This is a genomic window from Exiguobacterium sp. s142 (assembly GCF_018618455.1).
Taxonomy (GTDB): Bacteria; Bacillota; Bacilli; order Exiguobacteriales; family Exiguobacteriaceae; genus Exiguobacterium; species Exiguobacterium aurantiacum_A.
In genome coordinates this window covers 45040-53545 of sequence record NZ_JACSMB010000016.1, presented here as the reverse complement: position 1 = coordinate 53545, position 8506 = coordinate 45040, and the positions used below count along the sequence as shown (strand labels likewise).

The following is an 8506-nucleotide window of genomic DNA, read 5'->3' as shown; positions in this document are numbered from 1 at the left end:
CCCGTTCCCATGCCGAACACGGAAGTTAAGCGCTTCAGCGCCGAAAGTAGTTGGGGGTCTCCCCCTGTGAGGATAGGACGTTGCCAGGCCATATGAAGGACGACCAAGCACATGCTTGGTCGTCTTTTCTTTTGAGCGACGACGCATTTGCGTCGTCGCTTTTCGTTTGCCTTTTTTTAAATCAGTGATAGAATAAAAACAAAAGTCAAAGATGGTCAGAGGGTGGTGGAGATGAGAAACATATCTGATGTAATCGAACAGTATTTGAAGCAAGTGCTGAAGGAAAGTCAGGCAGAAGCGATTGAAATCAAACGACAAGATATCGCGAAACGTTTTGAATGTGTTCCGTCTCAAATCAACTATGTCATCAATACACGTTTTACGGTCGAAAAAGGCTACCTTGTAGAAAGTAAGCGAGGCGGGGGCGGTTATATTCGAATTCGTCGCGTCATTCTTCATGAGAAACAAGACTTGCTGACGAGTTTAATGGATATTTTACAAGACCACCCTCGCCTGACGGAACAACTTGTTGAAAACATTTTGATCCGTTTATTTGAAGAAGGTATGTTGAGCGAGCGGGATGTCCGTTTACTGTACCACTTGTTGTCCGACGAAGCGCTCGGCTTGAACGCCGACGACCGCTATCTGATTCGAAGACAGCAGCTACTCGCCCTGATGAAGTTACTTAGTTATCACTGACGGAGGCTTAAGACATGTTATGCGAACGGTGTAAACGGCGTCCTGCCGTCAATGAAGTCGTTATGTTGGAAAACGGGGTCCCAGTCGAACGAAAACTATGTCGGAACTGTACAGTCGAAGTGATGGCCGGTTACGTTCCTGTCGTGAAGCGGTGTCCAACTTGCCAGATGACACAGAGCGAGGTGACGCACCTAAGAAAAGCGGGCTGCGCCTCATGCTACACAGTTTTCCGTGAAGAGTTGATTAAAATGACACGTCAGTACCAGCAAGGGCATGACCATCATGTCGGTTCGGTACCTGACGCGTTACGCACACCGGATGAGCGAATCGGCGAACGTCTTGTAAAGTTAGCAGGGGAGTTAGAACGGGCCGTCGAACAAGAAGATTATGAACGAGCGGCACGAATCAAAAAAGAAATGACGCAACTGAAAGGGCAAGGTGAGGCGTGATGGAGACATTCCTCAAACATCCACTCGGTCCAAAAATGAAAGAACGGGCCAAGCTTGATGATCTTGTCATCTCGACACGAATTCGTTTGGCACGCAATTTAAAAGACACCGTCTTTTCTCCTACATTGTCTCAAGAAGGACAGCGACAGCTATGCGAACGCATCGAGACGGCCTTGGGCGGCTTACAAGGCTTTGAATATCTGCATATGCGCGCCTATGATCAAGTGACGCGGCAAGCTCTCGTCGAAAAGCATTTGATCAGCCCGACGATTGCGGAAAAAGATGAGAGTGCTGTTTTCCTGAGTGAAGACGAGACGATTAGCGTGTTGATTAACGAAGAAGATCATTTGCGCATCCAAACGTTGCTTCCCGGCTATCAAGTCCAAGAAGCGTTCGAACTTGCGAAACGAGTCGACGCGCTCTGTGGCGAGTCGCTCCCATACGCTTTCGATGAAGAGCTTGGCTATTTGACGACGTGTCCGAGCAATATCGGTACCGGACTTCGCGCATCGGTCATGCTTCACCTGCCGGGTCTGACGTTAACGGGACGAATAACTCCTATATTAGTAGAACTTCGCAAACTCGGATACACGATTCGAGGACGTTACGGAGAAGGCAGTGACGCAGCCGGGCGTTTGTTCCAGTTATCGAATCAACGGACGCTTGGCAGCGATGAATCGCAGCTGTTATCTGATTTTATGGAAATTACAGAACAAATCGTCCACGCAGAACGTCAAGCCCGAGAACAGCTCCTAGCCAGTAACCAAGATGAATTGGAAGATCAGTTTTATCGTTCTTACGGGATTTTACGGTATTCCAAATTATTGTCGTCGACAGAGGCGATTGAACGGTTATCCGATTTACATTTAGCGAGTGACCTCGGTATTTTGTCCGACTGGAGTCCACCGCAGTTTCATGATTTGATCGTCCGCCTACAATCAGGTTTCCTACAAAAACATTTCGGGAAAACATTATCTACGAAAGAACGAGATCGCGAACGAGCGACTCTCGTACGTCGAACGTTAGATCATGGTTTAGTTTGATCCAACTTTAAGGAGGTTTTGTCAATGATGTTTGGTCGATTTACAGAACGAGCTCAGCGCGTATTAGCTTTAGCACAAGAGGAAGCGGTACGACTTGGCCATCATAATATTGGTACGGAACATATCTTGCTCGGACTTGTCCGTGAAGGTGAAGGGATTGCTGCCAAAGCGTTGTTCGCCCTCGGTCTAACTTCTGAGAAAATTCAACAAGAAGTCGAGGCGCTGATTGGCCGTGGTTCTGAGAACGGTTCGACAATCCACTACACGCCGCGTGCGAAAAAAGTAATCGAGCTCTCGATGGATGAAGCCCGTAAACTCGGTCATTCTTACGTCGGGACAGAGCATATTTTACTCGGATTGATTCGTGAAGGCGAAGGCGTCGCTGCCCGCGTCTTGAACAACCTCGGTATCAGCTTGACGAAAGCACGGCAACAAGTGCTTCAACTTCTCGGGAACACGGAATCGTCGTCAAACGCATCACAACCAGGCACGAGCGCAGCGACACCGACACTTGATGGCTTGGCCCGTGACTTGACGCAACAAGCGCGTGAGTCACGTCTCGACCCTGTTATCGGCCGTGCCGGTGAAATCCAACGGGTCATCGAAGTGTTGTCTCGCCGGACGAAGAACAACCCGGTATTGATTGGAGAGCCAGGTGTCGGTAAGACGGCAGTTGTCGAAGGACTCGCGCAACAGATCATCAACAATGAAGTGCCGGAGACGCTTCGCAACAAACGCGTCATGGTGCTTGACATGGGTACGCTCGTCGCGGGAACGAAATACCGCGGTGAGTTTGAAGACCGATTGAAAAAAGTCATGGACGAGATTCGCCAGGCCGGCAACGTCATTCTCTTCATCGACGAGTTACACACGTTGATTGGGGCGGGTGGAGCCGAAGGAGCGATCGATGCCTCGAACATCTTGAAACCGTCGCTCGCGCGAGGAGAGCTCCAGTGTATCGGTGCAACAACGCTTGACGAGTACCGGAAATACATTGAGAAGGATGCCGCACTCGAACGCCGCTTCCAACCGATTCAAGTGAATGAGCCGACGACGGACCAGGCTGAACAGATCTTGTTCGGTTTGCGTGACCGCTATGAGGCTCACCACCGTGTCACAATTACGGATGAGGCGATTCATGAAGCGGTTGTCTTATCTGACCGCTATATTTCGGACCGGTTCCTTCCAGATAAAGCGATCGACCTCGTCGACGAAGCGGCTTCGAAAGTTCGCCTCCGTTCATTCACGGCGCCGCCGAACTTAAAAGAGCTTGAAGCACGTCTCGAATCGATCCGTAAAGAAAAAGATGCGGCCGTCCAGAGCCAAGAGTTTGAAAAAGCGGCTTCGCTTCGTGATACAGAACAGAAGCTTCGCGATGAACTCGAGCATCTCAAATCAGAATGGCAGAACAAGCAAGGCAATGAAAAGCTTGAAGTGACGAAAGAAGACATCGCTCAAGTCGTCGCAAGCTGGACGGGTGTGCCGGTGACAAAAATTGCCGAAGAGGAGACAGACCGTCTCCTCAAGCTCGAGTCGATCTTACACGGTCGGGTCATCGGTCAAGATGAAGCCGTCAAATCAATCTCACGGGCAATCCGTCGGGCCCGGGCCGGACTGAAAGATCCGAAACGTCCGATCGGTTCATTCGTTTTCCTCGGACCGACCGGTGTCGGGAAAACGGAACTAGCGCGTGCTGTCGCTGAGGCGCTCTTCGGTGACGAGGATGCGATCATCCGAATCGACATGTCGGAGTATATGGAAAAACACGCGACGAGCCGTCTCGTCGGATCACCTCCAGGGTATGTCGGATACGAAGAAGGCGGTCAGTTGACGGAGAAAGTCCGTCGTAAGCCATACTCGGTTATCTTGCTTGATGAGATTGAGAAAGCTCACCCTGAAGTGTTCAACATCTTGCTCCAAGTGCTCGATGACGGGCGTCTGACCGACTCGAAAGGTCGTACGGTCGACTTCCGCAACACGGTCATCATCATGACGTCAAACGTCGGTGCGGCTGCACTTAAACGAAACAAATATGTCGGCTTCACCGTCGAAGATGACGTGAAACGTGAATATACGGAAATGAAAGATAAAGTCATGGAAGAATTGAAGAAAGCGTTCCGGCCTGAGTTCTTGAACCGGATCGACGAGATCACCGTCTTCCATTCGCTTCAAAAAGAGCATATCCAAGAAATCGTCAAACTTATGGCGAAGACGCTCACAGACCGACTTGGCGAGCAAGGCATCGATTTCACTTTGACAGAATCGGCGCTTGAGAAGATTGCCGTCGTCGGCTATGACCCTGAGTACGGGGCTCGTCCGCTCCGCCGTGCGCTCCAACGCGAGGTGGAAGACCGACTCTCAGAATCGATGCTCAGCGGGGAAATCACGAAAGGCAGTAAAGTGGCTCTCGATGTTCAAGACGGTGAATTCATCGTCCGCAACGAAGGTGTCGTCCAGTAAATACGGAGCTCCCTCTCTCTTGTGAGGGGGCTTTTTTAGACAGAAGGGAATAACATGGCAAAAATTAAAACGAAGTACGTATGTCAGTCTTGTGGATATGAATCCCCAAAATGGATGGGTCGTTGTCCGGGATGTAACGAGTGGAACACGCTCGTCGAAGAATTTGTTGAAGAAAAGAAAGCGAAACGGGGAGCTGCGTTCGTCCATAGCTCGTCGCGACAACTGAAGCCAGAGCGTCTCTCAGACGTCGTTTCCCAAGAAGAAACACGTGTGCATACGAACAGTCAAGAGTTCGACCGGGTGCTCGGGGGCGGAATTGTCCCGGGCTCGCTTGTCCTCGTCGGTGGGGACCCGGGGATCGGGAAGTCGACAATTCTCCTGCAAGTGAGTGCACATCTCGCCCATAGCGGTCGGAAAGTGCTATATATTTCTGGGGAAGAATCGTTGAAGCAGACAAAGCTGCGCGCAGAACGACTAGGGTTACCGACGCAGGATTTATACGTTCTCGCCGAGACGGACATGCTCATGATCGAACGGGTCATCGATGAAGAGGAACCTGGGTTCGTCATTATCGACTCGATTCAGACGGTATACATGGATGAAATCCAATCGGCGCCAGGCAGCGTCGCCCAAGTGCGTGAATGTACGGCTGCGCTCATGAAAATTGCCAAGACACGAGGGGTCGCCGTCTTTATCGTCGGCCACGTGACGAAGCAAGGATCGATTGCCGGACCGCGTCTGCTCGAGCATATGGTGGATGCTGTTCTGTATTTTGAAGGAGAACGTCACCACACGTTCCGGATTTTACGGGCCGTCAAAAACCGGTTCGGTTCGACGAACGAGATTGGAATATTCGAGATGAAAGAAGGCGGTCTTGAGGAAGTGCTCAACCCGTCAGAGATTTTCCTCGAAGAAAGGACGGCGGGCGTCTCAGGCTCGACGGTCGTCGCGTCGATGGAAGGGACACGGACGGTACTCGTTGAGCTGCAAGCACTCATTTCCCCAACGTCGTTCGGGAACCCGCGCCGGATGGCAACGGGAATCGACCAAAACCGGGTCGCCCTTCTCATGGCCGTGCTGGAGAAGCGTTCGGGTCTCTTGCTTCAAACGCAAGATGCTTATTTGAAGGCGGCGGGCGGAGTCAAGCTCGATGAACCGGCAATCGATTTGGCGATTTGTATTTCCATCGCCTCGAGTTTCCGGGACCGTCCGACTCGTCCGACCGATGTCTGCATCGGCGAGGTCGGATTGACCGGGGAAGTGCGCCGTGTGTCACGGATTGAGCAACGTGTCGCGGAAGCGGCCAAGCTCGGTTTCACGCGTGCGATTATTCCGAAGAATAACCTAGGGGGCTGGACCGCCCCGCCTGGTATCGACGTGGTCGGTGTCAGTACTGTCGATGAAGCGCTCCAACTTGCCATCCCGTTCTGACGGGGCGCTTCCGGCAGTTTTTAACGCTTTGTAACGAACGGATTTAAAAGAACCGTGTTACAATATAAGTGTTATTTTTTTGAAATTTTAATTCAATAGAAGGAGGTGGAATGAGTGAAGATTGCAGTGCGACTCGGATTTATTTTGATTGGACTCGTCGTCGGATGGTTTGGCATGATCGAAGCGATGGTGCTTCTTGATGACCTCGGTGTCAGCGTGCCGGCATGGTTGACGATTCCTTACGTTGCTAGTTTGATTGGTGGACTTATCTTCTTCATTCTCAGTTTATTTTTGACCGATGTGATCGTCAAATTTATCCGTTTTGTCGAAGAACGGCTCGTCCGTTTACCGGTCGGCGATATTTTATTCGGCTCGATCGGATTGATCATCGGTTTATTGATTGCCTTTTTGATCAGTGTATCGCTTGAGGTCACAGGCATCTTCTTACTCAGTAAGATTGTACCGATTTTTGTGACTGCCCTGTTCGGTTACTTTGGATTTGCCGTTGGTTACCGGAAGCGGAACGAATGGATCAAGTTGTTCGTGAAAAGTGAACGGGACAAGCCGGAAGCGGAACCATTACGCCGCTCTAACGATAAAATATTAGATACAAGCGTAATCATCGATGGTCGGATCGCCGATATTTCGAAGACCGGATTCATCGAAGGGACACTCATCGTTCCTCAGTTCGTCATCGGAGAGTTGCAGTACATCGCCGACTCGTCGGATACGCTTAAACGGAATCGAGGCCGACGCGGTCTGGATATTTTAAAAGAGCTCCAAAACAACGATCGAATCGAGGTCGAGATTTACGATGGTGACTTTGAAGACGTGGCCGAAGTCGATATTAAATTGATCAAGCTCGCCGAGTTAAAAAAAGGCATCGTCGTGACGAACGATTACAACTTGAATAAAGTGTGTGAAGTCCGAAACGTACCGGTGCTCAACATTAATGATTTGGCCAACTCGGTCAAACAGATCGTCATTCCCGGAGAAGAGATGGTCGTGACGGTCATCAAAGAAGGGAAAGAACAGAACCAAGGGGTCGCTTACCTCGAAGACGGGACGATGGTCGTCGTCGAAGGCGGACGCAAGCTCATCTCGAAGACGCTCCCTGTCGTCGTGACGAGCGTACTCCAAACATCCGCGGGCCGAATGATTTTTGCTCGCCCTGAATAAGTATGGAAAAAGAGACGCATCAGCGCTCTCTTTTTTCACGAAGAGAGGTGAACGTGATGGTACGTTACACGGTCGTCATCCCGGCTGCCGGGAAAGGCAAGCGCATGGGAGCCGATGAGAATAAGTTGATGTTGTCGCTCCAAGGAAAACCGATCATCGTCTGGACCGTCGAGGCGTTTGCGAGAGACACATGGTGTGAACAGATTGTTCTGGCGATTCGTCCGGAAGAAGAGGCCTGGTTCGCGCATGAGTTACGTAACGTCCCGACGCCGATTACGTACGTGGCAGGCGGAGAAGAACGGCAACAGAGCGTTCGAGCCGGTTTACAGACAATCGACACGGACGGAGTTGTGTTGATCCATGACGGGGCCCGGCCGTTCGTTCGAATCAGTCAGTTGCATCAAGTAGCGGAAGCGGCTCAGACGAAAGGGGCCATTTTAGCCGTTCCTGTGAAAGATACGGTGAAACAAGTGACCGCGGGGACGATTACGCAAACTGTTCCCCGTGAGACGCTTTGGCTCGCTCAGACACCGCAAGCGTTTCCTGTGGCTGACATCCGGGCGATTCATGACCAGGCAGAATCATCCCAATTCATCGGGACTGATGATGCGAGCTTGTTCGAGTGGTCAGGTAAAGAAGTCACCGTCATTCCAGGTGACTATCACAACATAAAAATGACGACCCCCGAGGATTTGTTGTTCGGGGAAGCGATCTTGACGAAGGAGGACTATCGATGAGAATCGGACAAGGTTTTGATGTACATGCGTTCGCAGAAGGGCGCCCGCTTATATTAGGAGGGATCGAGATTCCCCACGACCGCGGTTTGCTTGGACACTCGGATGCCGACGTGTTACTTCACACCATCGCAGATGCGGCGCTCGGTGCCATCGCGGCAGGGGATATCGGCAAACACTTCCCGGATACGGATCCCGAGTTTAAAGATGCAGACTCGAAAGTGTTGCTCCAACACGTATGGCAACTCGTCAAGGCAGAAGGGTATGTGCTCGGCAACGTAGACGCGACTGTTATGGCGGAACGGCCGAAGCTCCGGACGTATATCGATGACATGCGCGCGGTCATCGCCGAACTGCTTGAAGCTGATATTAGCCAAGTGAACGTGAAAGCGACGACGACGGAACGGTTAGGTTTTACGGGACGTGAAGAAGGAATCGCCGCCCAGGCGGTCATCTTGCTCAACCGTGCTTGAAAAAAGTGGTATACTATTTGGGCAGAAGAGAAGAAAGG

8 protein-coding genes and 1 rRNA gene are annotated in these 8506 nt (G+C 51.2%); all 9 read left to right on the top strand.

All coding sequences use genetic code 11. The features are described 5' to 3' along the window. Nucleotides 1-89, top strand: a 5S ribosomal RNA gene (gene rrf, locus KNP77_RS13005); the annotation flags it as partial. A 142-nt stretch (nucleotides 90-231) separates the two neighbouring features. Next, nucleotides 232-699, top strand: coding sequence for a CtsR family transcriptional regulator (locus KNP77_RS13000; RefSeq protein ID WP_214891138.1), 468 nt, complete (start codon nucleotides 232-234; stop codon nucleotides 697-699). A 14-nt stretch (nucleotides 700-713) separates the two neighbouring features. Then, entirely contained in the window at nucleotides 714-1148 is a 435-nt protein-coding gene (locus tag KNP77_RS12995) for a UvrB/UvrC motif-containing protein (RefSeq protein WP_070329264.1), read from the top strand. After that, complete coding sequence (locus tag KNP77_RS12990; protein WP_070329263.1) at nucleotides 1148-2191, top strand: protein arginine kinase; 1044 nt, start codon at nucleotides 1148-1150, stop codon at nucleotides 2189-2191. Before KNP77_RS12995 ends, KNP77_RS12990 begins: the two co-directional genes overlap by 1 nt. A gap of 24 nt (nucleotides 2192-2215) precedes the next feature. Then, the gene (gene clpC, locus KNP77_RS12985) at nucleotides 2216-4651 is read left to right on the top strand and encodes an ATP-dependent protease ATP-binding subunit ClpC (RefSeq protein WP_070329262.1); all 2436 of its coding nucleotides are present in this window, start codon (nucleotides 2216-2218) and stop codon (nucleotides 4649-4651) included. Between the two features lie 54 nt (nucleotides 4652-4705). Further along, the gene (gene radA, locus KNP77_RS12980; protein ID WP_131441626.1) at nucleotides 4706-6082 is read left to right on the top strand and encodes a DNA repair protein RadA; all 1377 of its coding nucleotides are present in this window, start codon (nucleotides 4706-4708) and stop codon (nucleotides 6080-6082) included. A gap of 114 nt (nucleotides 6083-6196) precedes the next feature. Then, entirely contained in the window at nucleotides 6197-7261 is a 1065-nt protein-coding gene (locus tag KNP77_RS12975; RefSeq protein WP_070329260.1) for a PIN/TRAM domain-containing protein, read from the top strand. A 56-nt stretch (nucleotides 7262-7317) separates the two neighbouring features. Continuing rightward, entirely contained in the window at nucleotides 7318-7998 is a 681-nt protein-coding gene (ispD, locus tag KNP77_RS12970; RefSeq protein WP_214891136.1) for a 2-C-methyl-D-erythritol 4-phosphate cytidylyltransferase, read from the top strand. Beyond that, nucleotides 7995-8468: a 2-C-methyl-D-erythritol 2,4-cyclodiphosphate synthase gene (ispF, locus tag KNP77_RS12965; protein ID WP_131466502.1), complete on the top strand. Its 474-nt coding sequence runs from the start codon at nucleotides 7995-7997 to the stop codon at nucleotides 8466-8468. The genes ispD and ispF overlap by 4 nt, the downstream gene beginning before the upstream one ends. Nucleotides 8469-8506 lie beyond the last annotated feature (38 nt).